Genomic DNA, 20,305 nt, shown 5'->3' on the forward strand with positions numbered 1-20,305 from the left:
CTAGCCCACCAAGAAAAGGAGGGGTGGGGGTTAGGGCCGGCTCCCCCTCCCGAGGGCTTCCCGGTGAATGCGCATGGCGCCCACCAGGGCAAGGCCTTGAAACAGGGCCAGCCCCAGGAGCGCGACGGGGTACCCCACCCGCTCCACGGCCAGGCCAAAGGAGGTCTGGATGGCAAAGATGCCCGAAACCCCCGTGACGTTGACGAGGGCCATGGCACGGCCAGCGGAATCCGCAGCCAGGGAGGCCGTTTGCGCAAGGACCATGGCGTTGAAACCACCCCCCAGGCCCACCAGGGCGTAGGCCAGGGGCAAGGGAGCGCCTAACGCCCAAAGCACCAGGCCCAGGCTGAATAGAGCCACCCCCATTCCCAGGGAGCGCCCGGTACCCAACAGGCCAGCCAGCACCCCGGCCAGCACGCCTCCCCCAATGGAGGCAGCGTTTAGGACCAGAAGCCACCGACCTACCCAGGAACCCTCGAGGCCCATCTCGTAGGCATAGGCTCCAGCCCACAGGCTCTGCACGGCAAAAAAGCCGCCGATGTAGGCGAAGGCCACCAGGCCCATGGCGGCCACAACCCCGTTCCCCCGCCAGCTGCCCGCACCTCTCCTCAAGGAACCCTTCCCTTGGAAAGCCCGCGAAGCCATACCCGCCGGGCCGCCTCGAGGGCCCCTTCCCAAGCGGTCCTCTCCTGCCAACGGGTCCCGCGGGGCTACCCCCAGGCCCAGAAGGGCCAGGGCCATGGCCAGCAGGGCCAGCAGCAAAAAGGCTCCCCGCCAGCCCAGGTTCTCGCCGGCGTAGGCCAACGGGCTCGTGGCCAGCAACCCACCCAGGCCCCCCAGGGCCACGGTAAACCCGCTCAGAGCCCCCATGCGCTGGGGGCTGTGGAGCTGGTACGCCCGGATGGCCCCCACCAGGGCCAGGGCCACGCCGGCCCCCATCAGGCCCCGTCCCACCAGCAACAGGGTGAAGCCCCTTCCCAGGGCGAAGAGGAGGGACCCAAGGCCTGCAACAAGGAGAAGGGGGAAAAGCACCCGGCGCGGCCCGTACCGGTCCAGGAGGCCTCCCAGGGGGAGCTGGCCCAGGGCGAAGGCCAGGTAGAAGGAGGCGGTCAGGCCTCCCAGGGCCGCCGGGGAGAGCCCAAGGTCCCGGGCCAGGGGATCCGCCAGCACGGCGTTAGCGGAGCGCAACAGGTAGGAGAGGGCGTAGCCCAGGGCGTAGGGCAAGAGCCTCGCACCTAGCCGCCCCACAGCACCCGCCGCAAGAAAGGCCAGTAGGCCAGAAGGAGGAGGCCCACCGCCGAGGCCAGGACGAAAGGCCAGATCTCCCGCCAGATCTTCTCGATGGGCAGTCCGCTAATCCGGGCGCTCACGAAGAGGTTCACCGCCACCGGTGGGGTGATCTGCCCGATGGCCATGTTCACGGTCATGACGATGCCCATCCACACCGGATCCCAACCCATGTGGAGCATGACCGGAAGCAGGATGGGGAGGGTCAGGTAGTAGATGCTCACGGCATCCAAAAGCATCCCCAGCACCAGCCAGAAGAGGTTGAGGACGAGCATCAGGACCAGGGGATTCCCGGCCCACTCCAGAAGGACCTGGGAAGCCCTTCCCACCAGGCCCACGGTGTCCGCAGCCCAGGCGAAGATCCCCGCCCAGGCCACGATGGCCATGACCACGGCGCTGGATACCCCTGCCTCCACCAGGAGAGGAACGAGATGGGTGGGACGCAGGGTCCGGTAGACGAAGAAGCCCACAAATAGCCCCCAAAACACCCCCACGGCGGCCGCCTCCGTGGGGGTGAAGATCCCACCGTAGATGCCCCCCAGGATGACCAGTGGGGTCAGGAGCCCGGGCACCGCCTCGAGGAAGAGGCGGAACCGGGGCACCCCCACCTCCACCGCTTCTCCCCAGCCCCGGGCCCGGACCACCAGAACCGCAGCCAGGCCCAGAAGCCCCCCTATGAGGATCCCCGGCAGGATCCCCGCCCAAAACTGCTGGGCCACTGAGGTGCTGGCCAAGGTAGCGTAGACGATCAGGGCAATGGAAGGAGGGATGATGATGGAGAGCTCCGCCGAGGCGGCCACCAAGCCAGCGGCGAACCCCGGGGCATACCCTTGGCGCACCATCATGGGGATGAGAATCCCACCCAAAGCGGCCACGGTGGCGGGGCCTGAACCGGACACGGCACCCCAGAACATCCCGGCCAGAACCGTGGTTATCGCCGCCCCCGCCCGCCATCCCCCCATGAGGGCCAGCAGAAGGCGCACGATCCTCTCGGCGATGCCGGCCCGGTCCATCACCGCGCCAGCCAGGATGAAGAAGGGGATGGCCAGCAGGGGAAACTTGGCAATCCCCGCCTGGAAGTTGAAGGAAACCACCTGAAGCCCAAGCCCCCCGGCCGCAATCACGCAAACGGCGCTGGCCCCCAGGGCAGCGGCCACGGGGACGCGCAACAGGAGGAGGGCAAGAAAGAGCCCTATGAGGAGGATCCCAAGCCCCATCCACCTACCCCCGGAGGCTCCGCCACACCCCCTCTAAGGCGCGAAAGGCCACCCAGAGGGCCAGGAAGGGGGTGGGCAGGGTGAAGACCGCATTGGGCAGGCCCAGGGAGGGGGAGGTGGTCTTGAGGAGGAGGTCGTCCTGGGCCTGCCTCCAGGCCAGAAGGGCCAAGAGCAGGAAGAGGAGGGCAAACACGGCAAAGCCCAGGGCGACGAAACCCCGGCGCCAGGGCCCTGGAAGAATCTCCGTGAGGGCCACAAAGCGGATGTGGGCACCCTCCTGGCCCTCGCGCAAACCGATAGCCACGCCCAGCAGGGTGGCCCAGACAAAGGCGTTCACCAGGAGTTCCTCCGTGAAGGCCAGGGGATAGCGCAGGAAGTAGCGGGTAAGCACGTTGGCGAAGGCCAAGGTGGCCATGCCGCCCAGGAGCAGGGCCAAGAGGGTTTCCTCTACCTTGCGCAGCATCACTTGGCCCGCTTCTTGTCCGCCTCCGCCTGGACGATCAGGGTCCCCCCAATCTCCCCCATCCACCGCTGGACCACGCCCGACACCCGCTCCCGGAAGCGGCCGATCTCCAGGGGCGTTAGGACCGTGACCTGCACGCCCTGGGACCGGAGATAGGCCAGCGGATCCGTGATCTCCACCTTCACCCCCAGGGAGGAAAGGTAGCGGAGGGCGGTGCCGTCGTCCATTCCCGCGCGGGCCAGGGCCTTCTGGTAACGGGCCGCCTCGAGGGCAGCCTCCTGGATGGCCTTCTGCACATCGCTGGGGAAGGTGCGCCAGGTCTGGGCGCTGGCGGCGAAGATCAGGGGATCGATCACGTAGTTCCACACCGTGAGGTAACGCTGCCCAAGCTCCCAGAGCTTATAGGGAATGATCACTCCCACGATGGGGTTCTCCTGGCCCTCGATGACCCCTTGCTGCAGGGCGGTCAGCACCTCCGCCCAGCTCATGGAGGTGGGGTTAGCCCCAAGGGCACGGAAGGTATCGATGAAGATAGGGGCCCCCACCACCCGGATCTTCAGCCCCTGGAGGTCCTCCGGGGTGCGGACGGGCCGCTTGGAGTTGGTGAGCTGCCGGTATCCGTTCTCCCCCCAGGCAAGGGGCTCGGCGCCAAGCTGCCGGAGCCTTTGCAAGATGGCCTTGCCCGCCTGGCCCTCCTCCACCGCGTCCAGCTCTTTATAGCTGGGGAAGAAGAAGGGCAGGTTGAAGAGGTTCAGCTCCTTCACCTGGGGCGACCAGTTGATGGTGGAGCCGATGGCGAAATCCGCCACGCCGGTGCGCAGAAGCTGGAACTCGTTGGTCTGCTGTCCGGCAAAGAGCTGGCCCGAGAAGTACACCTTGATATTGACCCGGCCCCCCGTCTTTTCCTTGACCAGATCGGCGAACCTCTGGGCCCCCATGCCCCAGGCGGTGTTGGGAGCCACCACCACGGAGAGCTTGTACTCGCTCTTGAACTGGGCGAAAGCAAGTCCCAAGAGCACCAGGATGCCGGTCAGGATCCTCTTCATCTCACACCTCCTCGTAGTACCCGAGAATTGCGCCCACGGGGTAGGTTCTGCCTACCTCCGCCAAGGCCTCCCTCAAGACGCCATCCGCCTCCGCCTCCACCTCCACCAGGGCCTTGTCGCTTTCCACCTGAAAGAGGGGTTCCCCACGGCGAAACCGCTCACCCACCTCCTTGAGGAAACCCTGGAAGGTTCCCTCCTGCATGGTGAGGCCGAGCTGGGGCATCAGGATGGGTTTTAGCGCCACGCCAACACCTCCTTTGCCGCTTTGAGGATGTCCTCCACCTGGGGAAGAACCCGGCGCTCCAGGGGAGGGCTGAAGGGAATGGGCACATGGGCCGCTCCCACCCGCCCCACGGGGGCCTTGAGCTTTCCCCAAAGCCTTTCCTCCAAGGTGGCGGCGATCTCGGCACCCGGACCCAGGAAGCGCCACCCCTCGTGGGCCACCACCGCCCTGCCCGTCCTTTCCACGGAGGCCAGCAGGGTATCCCAGTCCAGGGGATAGAGGGTCTTAAGGTCCACCACCTCCGCCTGCACGCCCTCCCCGGCCAGGAGTTCGGCAGCTTCCACAGCCTTGTGCAGGGTCAGGGAGTAGCTGATGAGGGTGAGGTCCCTCCCCGGGCGGACCACCTCCGCCCGGCCCAAGGGGACCAGGTACTCCTCCTCGGGAACGGGTCCTTTTCGCGGATAAAGGGCCTTGTGCTCAAGATAAAGCACGGGATCCTCAGACCGAATGGCGCTTTTTAATAGGCCCTTGGCATCCTTGGGGGTGGCAGGGGCCACCACCTTGAAGCCCGGAAGATGAAGGAAAAGAGCCTCGAGGCTCTTGGAATGATGGGCCCCAGCGGAACGGATGGCCCCATCCGGGGCCCGGATCACCAGGGGAACCCGGAGCTTGCCCCCGGACATGTAGCGGATGCTGGCCGCCTGGTTGGCCAGCTCATCCATGGCCAGGAGGAGGAAGTCTGCGAAGTGGATGTCCAAGACGGGCCGGGCACCCACCAGCGCCGCCCCCAGGGCCGCCCCCACCAGGGTGGGCTCGCTGATCGGGGTATCCCGAACCCTCTCCAGACCGAACCGCTCCGGCAACCCCTTGAACTGCCCGAAAATGCCCCCCTGCTTGGCGATGTCTTCCCCCATGAGAAAGACCCGGGGATCCCGGGCCATCTCCTCCTCCATCGCCTCCCGGGTGGCCTCGGCAAAGGTGATCTCCCTCATCCCTCCCCCCACGGGTAGTCGCTCACCGGCTCGGCGAATAGGTCTGTCAGGGCTTCCTCCGGGTCCGGCCAGGGACTGCCTTCCGCAAAGGCCACCGCCTCCTCCAGAAGCTCCTCCTCTTCCCTTTCCAGGTCCTCGAGTTCTTTCTGGGCCACGCCTGAGGCCAGGAGCTTACCCCGGGCGATGGACAAGGGGTCCCTTCTTCGGGCTTCCTCCACCTCCTGGCGGCTCCGGTACCGCTCGGGATCACCCACATAATGCCCCTTGAAGCGATAGGTGTGCACCTCCAGGAAGGCTGGCCCCCGGCCCATGCGAATGCCGGAGAGGAGTTCGGCCGTAGCCCCATGGACCTCCTCCACCTCGGTCCCATCCGCTTCCAGATACGGCACCCCGTAGGCGGCGACCAAGGAGGGAACACGGAAGGCATGGCTGTCCGCAAATCCGGTGGTGGAAGCATACCGGTTGTTTTCCAGAACAAAGAGCACGGGAAGCTTCCACAGGGCCGCCAGGTTCAGTCCCTCGTGGAGCACCCCGCGGCCCAAGGCCCCATCCCCAAAGAAGCAGAAGACCACCCCCTCCCGCCCCAAAACCCGGAGCCCGAGCCCGGCACCCACGGCAATGGGGATACCGCCAGCCACGATGCCGTTGGCCCCCAGCATCCCGCGGTCAGCGTCAAAGAGGTGCATGCTCCCCCCCTTTCCCCGGCAGATCCCCATCTTACGGCCGAAGAGCTCCGCCATCATGGCCCTCGGTTCGACCCCCACCGCCAGGGCGTGGCCGTGGCCCCGGTGCGTGCTGGTGAGGTAGTCCCCCGGACGGTAGTGGGCCAAGACTCCAGCCGCCACGGCTTCCTGCCCGATGTAGAGGTGGACGAAGCCAGGGATCTTTCCCGCAAGAAAGAGTCGCTCCACCCGCTCCTCGAAGCGGCGGATCCGGTACATGAGCCGGTAGAGGTCAAGGAGCCCCATAAACCTCCTCCCCCGTCACCATTTGCCTGAGATCCTCCCGTCCCGTCCACAGGGCGGTGAGCTTGTCCACCCCGTACGCAAGGGTCATCTCCGCCAGCACCACGTCGTGGCGCACGTACTCCTCCGCCACCAGGACCAGTGCCGGGTCCCTGGTCCGCACCGCCCAGCTCTCCCCTTCCCCAACCAGGTTTCCCACCACCACTTCCTCGTGATCCCGCACCACGACAAAAAGCCGAGCCCGAAGCCTTCCCTCCACCACCCTGGGGTCAACGAAGTGGTGGTAGTAGATCTTCCCCAGTTCGGGATCAGCCCGGTTTCCGAAAAGGACAAGGCGGATGCGCACACCGCGCCTCCGTGCCTCTAACAGGGCATCCTGAAGAATGTCCAGCTGTTCCTGCCACAGGGAAAGGGTGAGGGCCCGGTGCGCCTGTTCCACCAGGGTCTGGGCCTCGCCCACGGTTCTTTCAGGGCCTCGCACGCGCCAGATGGCCTCGGCGGGACGCTCCGGCCCTATGCGGCTCAGGCTCTCCCTGGCGCGGGCTATCTTTCGCACCAGATCCCTTTCATACCGGGAGAGAAGCTCTTCAGGAGGAACGGCTCCGTAAAAAACCCCTTCCTTATCCTCTGTCCGGTACGCAGCTCCTCGGGCCACCAGGCGCTCCAGGGCCTGGTAGACCATCGAGCGGGGTACCCCACTTTCCTTTGCAACTTCATACCCCTTCTGGCGCCCGCCCCGAAGGAGGGCAAGATAAGCTTTGGCCTCGTACTGGCTGAAGCCTAGGGCTTGCAAATCCGCAATGGCAGGGGTAGCCGTGTCGGTCATGGGCGTAGTTAGTTTCCTAACCTCGTTTGGCCCAGTGTATCCTGCGGCATCATCCGTGTCAAGATCGGCTGGCGTGCCTGGTATATCGGCCAGTAAACGTCTGGAGAGGCGAAAGGGGAATAACAACCTCAGGCCGTGTGCGATCAGCTCCATATACGCTGCCGAATGGCCGCGATGGGCTTCCCCTCCTGCAGCATTCAGCGGTGTATACGCTTCGCCAGTTCCTCCCCTACACGGAAAGAGCGGGCTCGAGTCCATCGGCCACCAGATAACGGCCAGTGCCGGGCTGGGACCACCGACCGTCTCCCTTTCCCTTCCCCCCCGGCAACGTCGAATTCAGCGGGTAAGGCCCAGGCCCTGTATCGGGTAAAAAGGGGGTGCTCCCGGTCGTGGAAAGACTTCTGAGTATGGGCTTGGGTAAAAACGACGTGACGGCGTTCGAGGAGTTACCGCGAGGTGACGATAGTCCCACTTGCTCCCACGCCCACAAACCGGCCGCCACCGTGGGCCACGTCATAAAGCCACTCAGTGGTTCCCGAGGCTTGGCGTGTCCAGGTGATGCCATCCGTAGAGGTGAGGATGAGGCCGGAACTTCCCACAGCTACAAGCTGGTTGTCACCAAAAGCAACGCCGTACAAATTGTTCCCGGTCCCCGAGACCCGGCTTGTCCAAGTGATGCCGTCCGCGGAGGTAAGAACGACACCATCCTCCCCCACGGCCACAAACAGGTTTTTACCGTGGGCAACGCCGTAAAGGCGCGAACTGGTGGCCGGGGTCTGGCTAGACCAGGTCAGCCCGTTATCTGACGTGAAGACACTCCCACCGTCCCCTACAGCTACAAAGCGGCTGTTGCCAAAGATGACAGAGTACAGCGTATCCGTCAGGCCCCAGGTCCTTTCCGTCCAGTTTACCCCATCGGGGGAGGTGAGCACGAGACCGCTATTCCCAACCACCACAAAGATGCTGTTGCCGTAGATGACCCCGTTAAGCGAGTAGGGCAGCTCCGTAAAGTAGCGTCTCCAAAAGACCCCATCGCTGGAACTGAGAATCGCCCCACCATTGCCCGCCGCCACGAACAGGTTGTTAGCGTAGGTGACGGCCTGAAGCCATCGATCCACGCCCGAGTTCTGGCTCCTCCAGTTCATCCCGTCAGTCGAGGTAAGGATCGTGGGATTCTCCCCCACCGCCACGTACCGGTCACCGCCAAAGACAACGCCTTTGAGTTCGTGGGTCGTCCCCGAGTCCCGAACCGTCCAAGTCCCTCCAGGGGACGTACCGGGGGATCCATTGCAAGCGCCCAGGAGCAAAGAGAGCCCCAGGGCCAGCCAGCGCATCCCTATGGGGAGGCCCCTGGAGCCAGAGTTTTTGCCGTCGCCATCCTTTCTAAACATCGCTCCCTCCTCGCTTCCCGTGTCGAACCCGCCGGCACAAATCGGGAGGCTGGCCACCGGAAACCCGGCACAGCCTCACCAGGTAGAGCAAAAAGGCCGTGGCCGTGGTGAACTCCCTGCGCTGGCCTCCCTTGCGGTGCACCACCACCGCCCGCCACGGACCGCCCTCCCGGGAAGCCCCAAGGCGCACCAAAAGCTCCACCACTTCCGCTTGCGCCCGCTTAGCTTCCGACACAAAAGGTAGGTTAGGAAAGGAAGTGTCAACGGTGCGTCAACGCCAGGCGCGCCTCTACCCACCGGGTGGGCACCGCCCGAAAACGTGGCCTGGAAGCCAGCCGCAGGGCTGCCTCTAAATCCCTCCTGGCCTGGCCCCTATCCCCCAGGAAAAGCCAGGCTCCCCCCCGGCTGTAAAGGGCGTTGGTCCGGTCCGCGGGCACCTCGCGGGCCAGGGTCAGGGCCTTCTCCGCGGCCGTCAAGGCCTTATGGTCGCCCTGCAACAGGGCCAGCTCCGCCCGCAGGTGCCAGACCTCGGAGGCAAACACTCCCAAATGCTCAGCCAGCTGGGCTGCTACCTCCAGCTCCTCCTCCGCCTGGTCGGACCGATTCATCCCCAGCCAGCACCGGAGGCGTATCAAGCGGGTGACCAGTTCCTGACGCTTCACTCCACCCCGGCGGCACTTCTCCAAGGCGGGCTCGGTGCACGGCAGGGCCTCAGCAAAACGCTCTTGATGGTTTAATACCCGGGCGCGCACCAGGGAAAGCCTCTCCGGAAGGAGCCAGAAGGCCGAATCGGGCACCCCGCTGGAGGCGAGAAGGCCTTCCGCCTCGTCCAGGGTAGAAAGGGCCTCCTGGCATTGCCCCAGGAGCATCCGAGTAGTGGCCAGGGCCATCAGAGCCTCCACCCGGTGGAAGGGTGTCAGACCCTGGGCAAGGGAAAGCGCCTCCAGGTCCGTGCTAAGGGCCTCCGTAAGGAATCCCAGATCCCTCTGGTAACTCCCAGAGTAGACCAGGGGGTAAAACGCTTCCGCAGGTGCCAGGGGCAGGGCCAGCCGGTAGGCGGCCTGGGCAGCTTCCAGGGCGGCTTCCAGCTTTCCCTCGTCCTCGGAAAGCATGGCCTGCCAGAAACACACCCGGCTTTCCTGCAAGGGCGAGCGCGAGGCCTGTCGCATGGCCTCGAGCTGGGACCGCTGCTCCGCAGGCGAAGCGCAACCCACCTGCCGGGTGAGGTAGAAGCGCCGGCAGAGCGTTTCGAACCGCTCCGGATCATCCTCGGGCATGCGTTCAAGGGCTTTCAGGTAGTAGGCGTCCGCCTCCGCATAGGCTCCCTGGGCACGCACGTGGTCTGCCGCCCGGAGAAAATGCGTCCGGGCCGCCATGTCCTCGCCCGCGAGGGCGTAGAGATCCGCAATCCGGCCCGGGGGGGCTCCGGCGTCCTCCAGGGCCTGCGCCAGCCGCAAGGCCGTGATCCGGATGCGCTCGGGCCGCATGGCCTCCCGTACCACCTGGGCGATGGTATCGTGGCTGAAGCGGTAGCCCTGGCCTGTGCTTTCCAGGAGCCGGGCGTCCAGGGCTTCCTCGAGGCCGTCCAGCACCTCCCAAGCCGAAAGGGCCAGCACCCTTTCCAACACCTCTGGGCTTAAGGCCTCCCCCGCCATGGCCACCACCTCAAGCGTCCGCCGGGCCAGGGAACTCCGGCGTTCCAGGCGGTGGAGAAGCGTCCTGCGCACGCTGGGGGCCACGGGAAGCTCCCGGTAGTCCTCGGTGCTGGCGTCGTAGGGTGTTTCCCAGAGGCCTCCCTCACCCTTCCACAGTTCCCCCGCCTCGAGGAGGCTCCGCAGGGTTTCCAGGATGAAAAGGGGATTCCCCCCCGTGGCCCGGTGGAGGCGCCGGGGAAAGAGTTTGGCCGGTTGACCGAAAAGGGCGAGGACCAGGTCCACCACGCCTTCCTCGTCCAAGGGGTCCACGGCCAGGGGATCGTCCAGGCCCGCCCCCACAGGATACGGAAGGCCCCTGGCCACTGGCGGTAACTCATCGTGGCGGGCGGTGATGAGGAGGCGGGAATCGGGGCTTTTCTCCCACATTCGGGCGAAGGCGAAGGCCAAAGCCTCGAGGCTCCGGGCATCGGCGAAGTGGGCATCTTCCAGCCACCAGATACCCGGGCAACCAGGGGAAGCCAGGGTCATGGCAATGGCCTGCCAGAGGCGGAGCTGGCTCCCCTCCTCCCAGGGAGGGGCCTCCCCCAGCTCCGGGAGCAGGCGGGCCAGCTCCCCCCGTGCCCAGCCTTCGGGCAGGGGCCGGCCGGAAAGCCACCGGACTATGGAGGCGTAGGGAATGCTGGCATCCTCCGGGCGGGCCACCATGAGCACATGGGGCCTCCCCTCCAGGAAGTGACGCACCAGGGCGGTCTTACCGATCCCCGCCTCCCCCAGGATCCAGACCACCGCCTGGGACTTCAACCGCCCTTCCAGTGCCTCGAGGAGGCTTGCCCGCCCCACCAGCACGTTCCTGATCGGCAGTGTTCCCGAAGCCACCCCGTGAGGTGAAGTTGCACAGGCCTCGCCCTTGCGGATCCGCTCCGCCAGGGCAACGATCTCCGGAAGGGGTTCCAGGCCGAGCTCCCGACGCAGCAGCGATCTTAGCCTTTCAAAAAGCCTCAAAGCCTCCTCCCCTCGCCCCATGGCGACCAGGAGGCGCATGGCTTGAAGGTACGGCTTCTCCGCCAGCTCGTCCTGGCGGATCAGGGTGTAACAATGCGCCAGGGCTTCCTCGTAGCGGCCGTCTTTGCTAAGGGCCTCCGAAAGCTGCTCCAGGGCCTGCCGAAGGATCCCGGCAAACCGGTCCCGCTGGTATTCCAGCCAAGCCTGGAGCTCGCCGGTGAGCTCGAAGCCCTCCAGAAAGGAACCCCTGCCCAGGGCCAGGACCCGTGTCCAATCCTGGGTCCTGGAGGCCTCCAAAATCTCCGCCACATCGCTGGACAGGGGTTCCCGAAGGCGAAGCTGGGCCTCCTCGAGGTCAATCACCCCACCTACGGGCGTCTTCCGCACCAGGTACAGGAGCTGGCGCAGGCTGTGGCCCGCATCGGCCTGCTCTGGCCAGAGGAACTCCGCCAGGAAGGACCTTTGAGCGGGCCCCTCCAGCGACAGGTAGGCCAGGAGGAGGAGACCTTTCCGGGGAATGCTCAGAACCTCTCCCTGCCAGAGAACACGCCCCGGACCCAGGAGCTCCAGCCGGAGCATAGCTGCATTGTAGGGGCAATTGGTTGTTTTTACCAGTACCTGATCTCGTCCTATCTATCCCGCTTCCTGGAACGAAACGGACGTTGGACCCACGTAAACAGGTGATGGAAGCGATGCCGTTACGGTCGTACCCTGGGCACGGCGATCTTTGCCAAACTCACGGCAATCCGCTTCTTCTTAGTCTTTTCGTCACTTCCCCAGACGGAAATCATCAACAATCCGCCCTTGATCCGGCAGACCAGAAAGGCATCACCCGGTGACCACACGGCACCATCTCCAAGCCCATGGACCACCTCCTTATCCGGCCTGGAATTCCAATAATTCCAACGGGCCTGGACATCGCTTTTTGTGTAACCAACGGTAACCAGGGGAGCCTGTACCCTCTGCCCGAAGATGTTCACGTTTCTGTGGTAGAGGCAGTTGCCATAGCCGGACTGAACCTCGACTTTATCGATCCTTTCACCGGTGATCTTTTCCACCTCTTCCTTTGTCACCAGATCGCACCCCTTGCCGTTCTCGGCAGCATGGCTCCAGTGCGCCGTTGCTGAGAACAGCGCCACAACCAGGATCGCGAGCATTTGTAGCCTCATCGGACAACTCCCCATCCGCGCCAACCGGTTTCTCTTGCATCACCGTTTTAGCCGGGCCACCGCCTTCTTTGCCCGCTTTAGGGCCGCCGCTTTCTGGTTGGTTTTGAGACCCTTTGGGGGCAACGACAGCTGGATCTCCAAACTGGAGCCCCTCACCCGCACGGGCAGGCATTTGGAAACGGGGTACCAGTACGCCTCCTCCCCAAGTCCGGCGACGACTCCAACCCTGTCCACTGCCTTCACGTAGGCAAACCAGCTGGTACCCGTTCGCAATCTCACAAAGATGCGGTTTTCCTCATACTGGAACATGCACTCGGAGATGCCTCCTCCGTGTCGTAAGACCTCGCCTCGACCCCACATCTCTTCGCCGACGGCGGCTTCCAGCTCCTCACCGGTCAGGAGGCTAAAGACCTTCCCATCCACTACCCCCTTAGCGGATCCGTCCCATTGCCAGCTTCGCCAGCTGGATGGACAGCTCCTTCTGGTTAGCCCTGAACCCATGGTCAATGACCAGGAGCCCGCCCTTGACCCAAACGTAGAGGCGTACGTTGTCCACCCAATAGGCCTCCTCGCCCAGACCACGGAGGGGCTCCACGGAATAAAAGGTCTTGCGCACGTTGCTTTTAACCTCCCGTAGTAGTTGCGGGGCTCCCGGGTCCCGCTGGTAGGAAACGCGGATTCCATAGCTCCACTTGTCACCCTTGGCCCACTCAAGGCTGTAGCTGTAGATGCACCACCTTACGCCCTCCGGGAACTCATCCTGACCCGCCCCCTCCCATGTTATGGCGGGTGGTTTCCCCGGCTTCTTCGCCTCCGAAGCCTTGATGGCCTCGAGGACCTCCTGCTTGCTGAGGAGGCTGCAGGGCCCTACCGTGGGCCCCGCGGTCGGCTGGTTCGCCTGGGCAAGGCCGAGCGTCAGGACGAGGGCCACGAGAAAGCGAGCGGCCCCTCCCCTAGGCCTAGCCATGGCCTTGCCCGGAAAACGGGTTACCCACCCAAATGCACCTCTACCGCACCGGAAAAGCCACACGACCGGCCTCAAAAGATCTTTCCTATGCACCCTCTTCACCCCCATAAAAACAGTGCCTCCTGATGCGTCATGAGAGCGTCAATACCGGGTGGAAGGCCCGAAAGGCTTCCGGCAGAAGCGCCGTGTCCCCCGGGTGGCAAGGGTTGGAGCGGGGACCCCGGGGCTGCTATCCCTTTCCTCCGAGGGGGTCCTGCCCGATGCAACGCGACGCAACCCCAGGACCGTAAGCCCTCCTAAACGCTGATGTGAGGTGAACAATGCCGCTGCGCCACGATGAAGGCTATAAAGGACAACCCAGAAATCCTACCGCCAAGGGAAGGTTACCGAACACTTTCTGGTGCTAGTACAGGATGATCACCAATGGGGCCGGGCGGTTCCGGGAACACGTGTTAGGAAGGGTTCAACCTTGACTACGCTCATTGGGCCTGGGAACCTCGAGGGCAGACCGAGGCCCCGCAACCCTAGTTTCGATCTGGGGTTGCGGGGCCTACGTGTTCAAAGCAGCGCCTTATCCAGGAGGGCACACTACCTGGATGGTTCTGCTATCGGTTGGCGAATTGTAATTGCCACGACTGTCTATAACCTCAAGCTCGATCAAGACCGTCTGTCCGCGTTCGGAGGACTCGCACATGGAACCCGGTTCCGTTAAGAAGCTGTGTGCGGTCCCGAGGTCCCAGGTAACAGTCTGGGTAGTTCCCAGATTAAGCACACTCCCAAAGCGCTCACCCCTATCGTTAACCTTAACCGCCCGCCACCGGTAGGAGAGGGGAGTGTCGGGCGGATTGTCAGGGTCACGAGCGTCAAGAGTAGTCAGCGTTAGCGTTTGATTCCAGTCATAAAGCGACCGGTTCGGATCTATCGTAATTGAGGCTGTGGGAGCGTAGTTGGCAGGTGGATCCGAAATGGTGATATCCACCGTGGCCGGTGCCGAGGTCAACCCCTGGCTATCCCGTACCACCAGGGTCACGGTGCGCCGTCCAGAGGTGCTGAAGGTAAAGGATGTAGTACACGTATTGGCCGTTAATCTATCTGTCTCCACGGTCCATTCGCAACGGAGAGCCGCAGGGTTGTCCTCGTTGATATCTTCTCCCCGACCCACTACCTCCACAGTGACGCTCCCGGTGTCTCTATCCCTGTAATACGTCTGGGGCCCACCCGGGCGAGTAATGTAGGCCCTGGGCGGACTGTTCACCACATTCACCTGGATGGACGCCTGGTTGCGCCTCCCGTCTCCCGTTGTACCGGTGACCGTGATCCGTTGCGGACCTTCACGGGTGAACCGGTAGCTTGCGCTTGTGCCCGAGCTGCTCAGAGGCGCCGGGTCCCAGGTCAGGGTCACGGGCTGACCCATAGGGTCTGTGGCGTTAACAACGACCGTAAAGTTCCGGTTCAGGTCAACGCTGGCGCCATCCCCGGGGCTGGTGATCTGCACCGTGGGCGGGCAAGCGCTGAAGCCGCCGGTAAGGCGCAGGTCGAAGATGTTGATGTCGTAGCGCACGGCGGGTAGGCCTATGGCGGTGGTCACGTCCAGGCCTACCGAAGCATCGATTCCGGCATGAAGACCGTATTCCAGCGCCGCAAGGCAGGAAGGGTTCGATTGTGCCCGCCCCCAAAGCCGCGCGTAAGCGCTCAGCCCCACGCTGGCGGTCGGAACTCCGTAGACGTCGAGGCCTAACCCAGCCCGTGCGTAGCCCCTTACCTCCAGGGCACCGGTGAGATCCGGCCCGAGCCAACTGATGTTCCGTCGGAATTCCTGAATCGGCTGCCACCCACGACCATCCACGTACTCAATACCGGCGGCAGCGTAGTTTTCGATTACCGTGCCCATGTACAGGCTAACCGAGACTTCGCCGCTGGCCCCCACGGAGAAGACCATCGAGGGGACCACCACCACCGGCACCGGCCCAATGGTGAAGGTGATCGTGCTGAAGGGTACCCGGGCGATGGGAATTTCCCGGCTGATGCTACCGCGGGCCTCGCCCGAAACCTCAAATCTACCGTTCAGTTGGGCCCTTCCTTGAGCCAAGAAGCGGTGCAGGTACACGGGGGGAATACCCACGCGCGTGCGAATGTCCACCACGAGGTCCAGGCCCACAGTTGCGGTCACGCTGCCGTTCATCACCAACCGAGCACTCACCCCGCCTTCGTTGAAATCGTAGAGCACTGCGTTGGTGATTTGAAAGGTGATACTGCGCTCAAACTGGGGAGAAATCCGGCTAACGCGCACCCCGTTGGCTAGATACTCCACCGGACCCGCTGGGGTAAGCGGTTGGTCATTCACCATAAGCTGGCCCTGGTGGATGGCCTCCTCTATCCGGGCCTGGGTGCCGGTGACCACCACCCCCCCTCCCTCCTGCCGCACCGCGGTAACCTTGACCAGATATCCCCCCGGAGCCCTCTCGCTGGGGGCACTCACCAGAACATCTCCGGGCTGCAGGTTGAGGAGAACCGGGGTCGCCTGGCTGAAGCGCAGGGTGTAGTTCCCCCCAGCATTGGTGAACTCGCTCAGGGCCTGCCGGCTGGCCTGGTCCGTCACCTTGGTGGTGGCGGGAATCTCAGGACAAACCCCGTCAGGGCTTGCGGCCTGGACCGTCAGCCTCACCGTCCCGGTACGGGTTTCGCTTCCCAGGGTGGCCGTAACCGTCAGATTGGCGGTCCCTGGGGCGGCTGTGCCCAGGCGGAGGGTAAGGGTGCCCCCACCCGCCCCTGCGGGGATGGTAAGGGTATCGGCCACCGCTCCTGCCGGCAGACCGGTTATGCTCACCGTCACCGGGCCCGTGGTTCCTGGCGGCCGGGTGATATAGGTCTGGAAGGAAACGTTGCACCCCTGCGGCCCGGAAACCGCCTCGGGCACGCTGAGCTGGAAGGTTTGCGGCGCACCTCCCCCCGTGCCGCAGGCGGCCAGGAGGAAAACCGCCGCCAACCCCAGGGCCAGCCAGCGCATCCCAATGGAGAGGCCCCTGGAGCCAGAGCTCTTGCCTTGGCCATCCTTTCTAAACATCGCTCCCTCCTCGCTTCCCGTGTCGAACCCGCCGGCACAAGCTGGGTGCCCGGCCGCCGGAAACCCGGCAAAGCCTCTCCAGGTAGAGCAAAAAGGCCGTGGCCGTGGTGAACTCCCTGCGCTGGCCTCCCTTGCGGTGCACCACCACCGCCCGCCACGGACCTCCCTCCCGGGAAGCCCCAAGGCGCACCAAAAGCTCCACCCCTTCCGCTTGCGCCCGCTTAGCTTCCGACACGAAAGCTAGGCTAGGAAAGGAAGTGTCAACGGTGCGTCAACGCCAGGCGCACCTCAAGGCTTTGCTGAAGCCTAAGAAGCAAGGGGAGCAAGCTTACCCTAATTGCGCGCCCGAAAACAAGGCGGAATACTTGGGCCTCCAAGGGTGTAGAGCATGGTCAATTGCTACAGATTTGGGAGGAAACGAAAGGGACAAGGGTTGTGCTCGAAGGGATCGGCCAGGTCCTAAGGCAAGCACTTCGTGTAGCGACGGACACCCTAGGACGCATCCCTCTTAGGCGCAGTGGAGGAATGCTGGTCGAGGCAGAGGACTTGGTATGTGCCAAGCACACTTTTAGCGAGCGCGCGGTGAGGCCCTGGAAGCGCTTTGGGCCTCGTGCATAACCCGGGACGCCGAGGCCAGCAACCACTCGCTCATGAGATGTATCTAAGAGGAGGAAGTTCGTGAACCGCTTACGCGAAGTGGGGGGCGAGGAAGACCTGCTGGATCATCGGGCTTTGCGTCACCTGCAGAAGAAAGGGGTGTTCTTTGCCACTGGAATCCGCACGACTAGCATGACCGATGCACGGTGCTTCCTCAGCGTACGTCGAGATGAGAAGCATTGCGCCGGGGGTCAGGATTGAGGTTGCCTGATGTGCAGGTGACGTACATGGGTATCCGGCCAGTACGCCCTCGGGAATGGGGCAGGCCACATTGACGCTGCGTTGACGCCAGCCACCACAACCTAAACCCATGCATTGCCAAAGAGTGTCCCGTTTGCGGTGGGCAGTCCTGGCGGCCCTTCTGGCCGCCTGCTCCCAGCCTGGTCCGGATTTCACCGTGGCCCTTGGGGAATCCAGTGTCAGCGCACCAGCTGGCGGAACTGCTACCCTGTCCCTGACCCTTACGCCCCGGGGTGGTTTCACGGGCAATGTGGACCTGACCTTAGAGGCAAGGGACGGCACCCAGGCCCCTGCTGGTCTAAGCCTCTCCCCCACCACCGTTGGGTTGACAAGCGGAAGCACCACCCAGACCCTAACCCTCCGGGTCGGGGGAAGCGTGGCGGTGGGGACCTATCCCCTTAGGGTAAGGGCTACCGCGGGCAGTCTCAGTAGCACCGCCGACTTTACCTTGACGGTGGGGGCCAGCCCTGGTTTTGAGATTAACGTTAGCCCCAATAGCCTAAGCGTACGTCAGGGGGGCAGTGCTACCCTCGAGCTCACGGTCACCCCACAAAACGGTTTCGGAGGAAGTGTAAACCTGGCCTTGGAACAGCGGGACGGCTCCCCGGTGCCAAGCCGCCTCACTTACACGCCTACCAGCGTCACGGTTAACGCAAATCCCACCCGCGTCTTCCTGACACTAAACGCCGCAACCGACTTGGCACCCGGTCCCTACCGCCTGCGCCTGCGGGCCAGCCAGGGTAGCCTCACGCGCACGGCTGACTTTGACCTGACGGTCGAGGCCAGTGCCAGAGTTTCGCTCACTGTGGTGGACGGTTCCCGCCGCGGGTATGCGGTGGCCTACCAGGTGGGCACCGGGGGTTGGAGGACCTTTGAGCCCAATACGGACCACATATACGTGTTTGATCTCGGGGCCGCAACGACCTACGGGGTGGCCGTGCGCTGTGGTAGTGGCTCAGAAACCCAAATCTTCATCATCCAGGCCCACTACCGAGAACTTCCCAACCCCCGGGTGGTGTGCAGCACCCTGACCCCTACCCTCGTAAACTACAGTGTTGAGGTGGACGTTTCGTCTGTCATGGTGGATGGGAGCGTGGTAGAAGGAGATGCGGTGACGGTCCACGACTGGCAGGGTGGCAGTAACAGGGGAGTTGTCCCTCTAGATGGCCGGGTTACGGTCCCCCTATCCTTACCCCAGGGATCGCGGGACCTCTTGGTCACAGTGGGGACCCCTGGCAACGCTCTACCGAAACTGGCGAGGGCGTTGCGAAGTGTGGACGTACGCAACGGTGCCACCGATTCTTGGGAGCTCAAAGCAAGCGACATCGAGCCTGCTTACAAGGTAACCGTGGGATACCCTGCGGGGTGCACCCCCCTCTTTTCGGTGGTCTATTGGCTTAGTCGGGATAACCAAGGAGGAGGCCTGGTGGGGGCTACCACGCTTGCGGACCCCTACGACTACCGTTCCGTGGCGGGGAACGGGCCAGGGGACCGGTACCTAGCCCTGGCGGTTGCCCGCAATGACACAGGTAACGCAATCCTAGGCGTGAAGGGAAGTGGCGTGGCCATGAACCTCAGCCTTCACCTGCCCCCACCCTGGTCAACCGCGCCAGTGTTTACCGACGAGGCCCATCCCTATGTCCAGGGGCTTTCCTACAGCCATAGTGATCTATATGCTTATTACCTGGACCTTACGGGCCCAAGTTTGAACTACCGGATAACCATAACCAGGCGATGGCTAGGAGGGGGTGACGAGTACAAGGTCCCTAACCTGGCGGCTACGCTGGGCTACACCCCATTTGCCCCTGGGGACACCATTACCACCTCGGTCGAAGCTCTTCTTTCTCCCAACGATCCCCCGCCGCTTACGTTTTCTTTTCGAGATCTTGCCACGGTAATGGCGGATACAGAAGTCTACGCGGTCGAATACAGGGGTACCTACACCGTTCGGTGACCAGGAGGCGGTTCCGGAGGTCACGGGAGCAGGGGATCCTAATAAGCTCGGTACTGGTTTGCGATTCGGAGCTCTGCAGGCCTACATTCGTTGTTCCCTAGGACGCGGACCTCGGGGAAACGGAGGACACATGGAAGCAATGCATGTCGAAGTCTCGCAGAATATCTACGGGATTGTCGCAGATTTTCGACGAGACTGTGCTCGGGAAAGTCCCTTCCCGAAGGGCAACGCTAAGTAAGTAGGCTTCCCGGTCCCCGCTAAGGCCGAAGCGGACATGGGGCAAGGAACCCCCGGCCGTCGCCTCGTAATCCCTGGTTCTAGCGCATTCTTTATCTTTCCGGCGGCAACGGGAGGCAGGGGGAATCGCAAGCGAATGGCGCAGATAATGCCAAACCCTGGTTGGGTAAAGAAATCGGCAGCGATGTCGCCACCGGGAATATTGGGAAAGACACTAGCGCACAACTCGAGGAAGTCCAATAAGGACCCCAAGAGTGACAAGAATTGCATCAGCCAGCCCAGAGGTAGACTGATGTTGATCTTGGGTCCGAGAGTGGGTACCTCGGCTCACCAACCGTTAAAAGTCCAAAGCCCCCTCGCGAAGTCGACCACACACCGGTCCTCACCAGGTCCCCCAAGGACCAGATCCGAGCATACACGCCGGTCATTTCACTTCGTCATCCTTGCCAGACCGTTGCCGTTTTTGAATTTCGTCCACCACGTCAACAATGAACCTTTTAAGGAGAAAGCCCAGTCCCTTTAGCACCATGTATGCAAACAAGGCAAGGAGAAGGAAAAGCAGAAGAGCTCCCCAACCAGTTACGTTCATCCCCTTCCTCCTTTCTTCTCTTCACACTCGCTTCTCCCTAACGGTAAGCACTGGAATGAACAGGGCGCAGTCCGAGATGTCTCGAAATCCTAACCATCCACTGGAGAACTTCCGTCCCTAAACCTACAGATCACGTTCTGTCCTGAGCCATAGGGTCGTGTAAGGAATTATGTGTAGGGGTTTGTGTATAAAAGGGGGGTACCAGGATTAGGAAGGAGGTACCCCGTGGACCAGGATACCTTGCAGGTGATGCTAAGGGAAGCGGTGAGGCAGACGGTGACCGAGGTCTTGCAGATTCTCCTGGACGCCGACCGGGAAGCCTTCTTGCGCCAGCACGGGGGACGCAAGAACGGCTACTACC

The 20,305-nt window shown here is 63.3% G+C and carries 18 protein-coding genes; 1 reads left to right on the forward strand and 17 read right to left on the reverse strand.

Going from position 1 to position 20,305, the window contains the following annotated elements; all coding sequences use genetic code 11:
- Positions 1-30: 30 nt before the first annotated feature.
- From AC27GT_RS11505 to AC27GT_RS11580, 16 genes are all read right to left on the reverse strand, one after another.
- The gene (locus AC27GT_RS11505; RefSeq protein WP_172596991.1) at positions 31-1,248 is read right to left on the reverse strand and encodes an MFS transporter; all 1,218 of its coding nucleotides are present in this window, start codon (positions 1,246-1,248) and stop codon (positions 31-33) included.
- Positions 1,236-2,504 (reverse strand): TRAP transporter large permease, encoded by a 1,269-nt coding sequence (locus tag AC27GT_RS11510; protein ID WP_126187442.1) that lies wholly within the window; start codon positions 2,502-2,504, stop codon positions 1,236-1,238. Before AC27GT_RS11510 ends, AC27GT_RS11505 begins: the two co-directional genes overlap by 13 nt.
- A 4-nt stretch (positions 2,505-2,508) precedes the next feature.
- Positions 2,509-2,967, reverse strand: coding sequence for a TRAP transporter small permease (locus AC27GT_RS11515; RefSeq protein ID WP_126187441.1), 459 nt, complete (start codon positions 2,965-2,967; stop codon positions 2,509-2,511).
- The gene (locus AC27GT_RS11520) at positions 2,967-4,013 is read right to left on the reverse strand and encodes a DctP family TRAP transporter solute-binding subunit (protein WP_126187440.1); all 1,047 of its coding nucleotides are present in this window, start codon (positions 4,011-4,013) and stop codon (positions 2,967-2,969) included. Before AC27GT_RS11520 ends, AC27GT_RS11515 begins: the two co-directional genes overlap by 1 nt.
- 1 nt (position 4,014) lies before the next feature.
- On the reverse strand, positions 4,015-4,257 hold the full coding sequence (locus AC27GT_RS11525; protein ID WP_028494456.1) for a lipoyl domain-containing protein: 243 nt from the start codon (positions 4,255-4,257) through the stop codon (positions 4,015-4,017).
- A complete protein-coding gene (locus tag AC27GT_RS11530) occupies positions 4,248-5,228 on the reverse strand; it encodes an alpha-ketoacid dehydrogenase subunit beta (protein WP_126200109.1) in 981 nt (326 codons plus the stop codon). Before AC27GT_RS11530 ends, AC27GT_RS11525 begins: the two co-directional genes overlap by 10 nt.
- On the reverse strand, positions 5,225-6,196 hold the full coding sequence (locus AC27GT_RS11535) for a thiamine pyrophosphate-dependent dehydrogenase E1 component subunit alpha (RefSeq protein ID WP_126187438.1): 972 nt from the start codon (positions 6,194-6,196) through the stop codon (positions 5,225-5,227). The genes AC27GT_RS11530 and AC27GT_RS11535 overlap by 4 nt, the downstream gene beginning before the upstream one ends.
- Positions 6,183-7,019, reverse strand: coding sequence for a TrmB family transcriptional regulator (locus tag AC27GT_RS11540; RefSeq protein ID WP_126187437.1), 837 nt, complete (start codon positions 7,017-7,019; stop codon positions 6,183-6,185). Before AC27GT_RS11540 ends, AC27GT_RS11535 begins: the two co-directional genes overlap by 14 nt.
- A 446-nt stretch (positions 7,020-7,465) precedes the next feature.
- Complete coding sequence (locus AC27GT_RS11545; protein WP_126200110.1) at positions 7,466-8,410, reverse strand: WD40/YVTN/BNR-like repeat-containing protein; 945 nt, start codon at positions 8,408-8,410, stop codon at positions 7,466-7,468.
- Complete coding sequence (locus AC27GT_RS11550) at positions 8,403-8,645, reverse strand: hypothetical protein (RefSeq protein ID WP_126200111.1); 243 nt, start codon at positions 8,643-8,645, stop codon at positions 8,403-8,405. The genes AC27GT_RS11545 and AC27GT_RS11550 overlap by 8 nt, the downstream gene beginning before the upstream one ends.
- Before the next feature lie 25 nt (positions 8,646-8,670).
- Entirely contained in the window at positions 8,671-11,646 is a 2,976-nt protein-coding gene (locus tag AC27GT_RS11555; protein WP_487224178.1) for an ATP-binding protein, read from the reverse strand.
- A gap of 119 nt (positions 11,647-11,765) precedes the next feature.
- The gene (locus AC27GT_RS11560; protein WP_126208752.1) at positions 11,766-12,224 is read right to left on the reverse strand and encodes a hypothetical protein; all 459 of its coding nucleotides are present in this window, start codon (positions 12,222-12,224) and stop codon (positions 11,766-11,768) included.
- Between the two features lie 51 nt (positions 12,225-12,275).
- Positions 12,276-12,659, reverse strand: a complete 384-nt coding sequence (locus tag AC27GT_RS11565; protein WP_126199888.1) for a hypothetical protein — start codon at positions 12,657-12,659, stop codon at positions 12,276-12,278.
- Between the two features lie 7 nt (positions 12,660-12,666).
- Positions 12,667-13,311, reverse strand: a complete 645-nt coding sequence (locus tag AC27GT_RS11570; protein ID WP_487224179.1) for a hypothetical protein — start codon at positions 13,309-13,311, stop codon at positions 12,667-12,669.
- Between the two features lie 463 nt (positions 13,312-13,774).
- Complete coding sequence (locus AC27GT_RS11575) at positions 13,775-16,267, reverse strand: hypothetical protein (RefSeq protein ID WP_487224180.1); 2,493 nt, start codon at positions 16,265-16,267, stop codon at positions 13,775-13,777.
- Positions 16,260-16,502: a hypothetical protein gene (locus AC27GT_RS11580; RefSeq protein WP_172959913.1), complete on the reverse strand. Its 243-nt coding sequence runs from the start codon at positions 16,500-16,502 to the stop codon at positions 16,260-16,262. Before AC27GT_RS11580 ends, AC27GT_RS11575 begins: the two co-directional genes overlap by 8 nt.
- 1,497 nt (positions 16,503-17,999) lie before the next feature.
- Between AC27GT_RS11580 and AC27GT_RS11585 the strand changes: the two genes are divergently transcribed.
- Positions 18,000-19,118 (forward strand): hypothetical protein, encoded by a 1,119-nt coding sequence (locus AC27GT_RS11585; protein ID WP_487224181.1) that lies wholly within the window; start codon positions 18,000-18,002, stop codon positions 19,116-19,118.
- 661 nt (positions 19,119-19,779) lie between these two features.
- On the opposite strand, the gene AC27GT_RS11590 is transcribed toward AC27GT_RS11585, so the two are convergent.
- Positions 19,780-19,944: a hypothetical protein gene (locus AC27GT_RS11590; RefSeq protein WP_487224182.1), complete on the reverse strand. Its 165-nt coding sequence runs from the start codon at positions 19,942-19,944 to the stop codon at positions 19,780-19,782.
- Positions 19,945-20,305 lie beyond the last annotated feature (361 nt).

This window comes from Thermus sp. KWY1 (assembly GCF_057547025.1).

Bases quoted from the DNA above. Each gene is read 5' to 3' on its own strand.
- AC27GT_RS11545 (WP_126200110.1), bottom strand. From the start codon at position 8,410: ATGTTTAGAAAGGATGGCGACGGCAAAAACTCTGGCTCCAGGGGCCTC.
- AC27GT_RS11510 (WP_126187442.1), bottom strand. From the start codon at position 2,504: ATGGGGCTTGGGATCCTCCTCATAGGGCTCTTTCTTGCCCTCCTCCTG.
- AC27GT_RS11515 (WP_126187441.1), bottom strand. From the start codon at position 2,967: ATGCTGCGCAAGGTAGAGGAAACCCTCTTGGCCCTGCTCCTGGGCGGC.
- AC27GT_RS11535 (WP_126187438.1), bottom strand. From the start codon at position 6,196: ATGGGGCTCCTTGACCTCTACCGGCTCATGTACCGGATCCGCCGCTTC.
- AC27GT_RS11590 (WP_487224182.1), bottom strand. From the start codon at position 19,944: ATGAACGTAACTGGTTGGGGAGCTCTTCTGCTTTTCCTTCTCCTTGCC.
- AC27GT_RS11540 (WP_126187437.1), bottom strand. From the start codon at position 7,019: ATGACCGACACGGCTACCCCTGCCATTGCGGATTTGCAAGCCCTAGGC.
- AC27GT_RS11570 (WP_487224179.1), bottom strand. From the start codon at position 13,311: ATGGGGGTGAAGAGGGTGCATAGGAAAGATCTTTTGAGGCCGGTCGTG.
- AC27GT_RS11555 (WP_487224178.1), bottom strand. From the start codon at position 11,646: ATGCTCCGGCTGGAGCTCCTGGGTCCGGGGCGTGTTCTCTGGCAGGGA.
- AC27GT_RS11575 (WP_487224180.1), bottom strand. From the start codon at position 16,267: ATGTTTAGAAAGGATGGCCAAGGCAAGAGCTCTGGCTCCAGGGGCCTC.
- AC27GT_RS11560 (WP_126208752.1), bottom strand. From the start codon at position 12,224: ATGCTCGCGATCCTGGTTGTGGCGCTGTTCTCAGCAACGGCGCACTGG.
- AC27GT_RS11530 (WP_126200109.1), bottom strand. From the start codon at position 5,228: ATGAGGGAGATCACCTTTGCCGAGGCCACCCGGGAGGCGATGGAGGAG.
- AC27GT_RS11520 (WP_126187440.1), bottom strand. From the start codon at position 4,013: ATGAAGAGGATCCTGACCGGCATCCTGGTGCTCTTGGGACTTGCTTTC.